The organism is Burkholderia sp. E168m23 (genome assembly GCF_016586125.1).
Lineage (GTDB): Bacteria > Pseudomonadota > Gammaproteobacteria > Burkholderiales > Burkholderiaceae > Burkholderia > Burkholderia orbicola.
The window spans coordinates 1-1,259 of sequence record NZ_BCPP01001390.1; the positions used below are offsets into that span (position 1 = coordinate 1).

Below are 1,259 nucleotides of genomic sequence, written 5' to 3' on the forward strand. Positions count from 1 at the left end.
TGATGGCGGCAGGGCAAAGGCCGTGCATAGCCGCGCTGGTCGGCGTGCGACACGTGCCGCGATGCCGTGCCGCGTTGCGCCAGTTCGGCGAACGCGCCGCACAGGCGTGGTGCGGCCGTTCATGCGGCGCGTCCGTTTACGGTGCAGGGGCACGAACGACATTCAGCAGGGGAGCAACATGGAATCCAACGCACGGACGACGCTGACCATCAGCAGCCGCAATTATTCGTCGTGGTCGATGCGCGGCTGGTTGCTCGCGAAGCTGAGCGGGCTCACGTTCGAGACGATCAGCGTGCCGATCGATGCGACGTCGCGCGCGGAGCTGCTGCTGCTGTCGCCGTCGATTCTCGTGCCGTGCCTGACGCACGACGGCAACGCGGTGTGGGACACGCTCGCGATCGCCGAATACCTGAACGAGATCCGCCCGCAGGCGCGGCTGCTGCCCGAAGACCGGCATGCACGCGCGCATTGCCGGTCGATCTGCGGCGAGATGCATTCCGGCTTCAGCGCGTTGCGATCCGCGCTGCCGATGAACCTGCGCGGGCATTTCCCCGGCTTCCGGATCTGGTCGCGCGCGCAGCACGACATCGAGCGGATCGTGACGATCTGGCGCGAGTGCCTGGCCGAGTACGGCGGCCCCTGGCTGTTCGGTGCGGAGATCGGCATCGCCGACGCGATGTATGCGCCGGTCGTCACGCGCTTTCTCACCTACGACGTGAAGCTCGAACCGGACGTTGCCGAGTACTGCATGCGCGTTCTCGCGCATCCGTTCGTCGCCGAGTGGATCGAGGAGGCGAAGGCCGAGCACGAAGACATCGACGAGCTCGACATGGAGTTCTGACCCGACGCGGGCGGTCGCGGCAGGCTTTCAATTTCACTACTGGCGCAAGCGGCGAAACGAACGATCGATGCGCCCGCGCAATCCGCAAACGTTTTACCTTGATTTCGGTTCGAAACGAGTACGAATGCCCTAAAGGATGTTGCGCACGATGACGTAAACGAGTCACGGGGACGACTCGTGATCGCATGCTTCAGACGTGCGACGCGCGGTCCGCAATAACCAGCGCAGCAGGGGAATCGACTTGAATCGTCAGCAATCGTGGACGCGTACCGCGGCGCCCGGAGAAATCATCTATTCGGAGGGCTTCGCGGGCGAGCCCGTCCTCTTCCTCATTACCGACGGCAAGGTCGAGCTGTCCACGCGCTGCGACGACAAGCGCGTGATCGTCGCGACGCTCGGCCGCGGCGAGTTCTTCGGC

At 64.7% G+C, this 1,259-nt stretch carries 2 protein-coding genes; both read left to right on the top strand.

Annotated elements, in window-relative coordinates:
- Positions 1–178 precede the first annotated feature (178 nt).
- A complete protein-coding gene (locus JMF90_RS37545; protein WP_041489417.1) occupies positions 179–841 on the top strand; it encodes a glutathione S-transferase family protein in 663 nt (220 codons plus the stop codon).
- Between the two features lie 241 nt (positions 842–1,082).
- Positions 1,083–1,259, top strand: a 177-nt coding sequence (locus tag JMF90_RS37550; RefSeq protein ID WP_201326389.1) for a cyclic nucleotide-binding domain-containing protein, incomplete at its 3' end; no start/stop codon positions are given.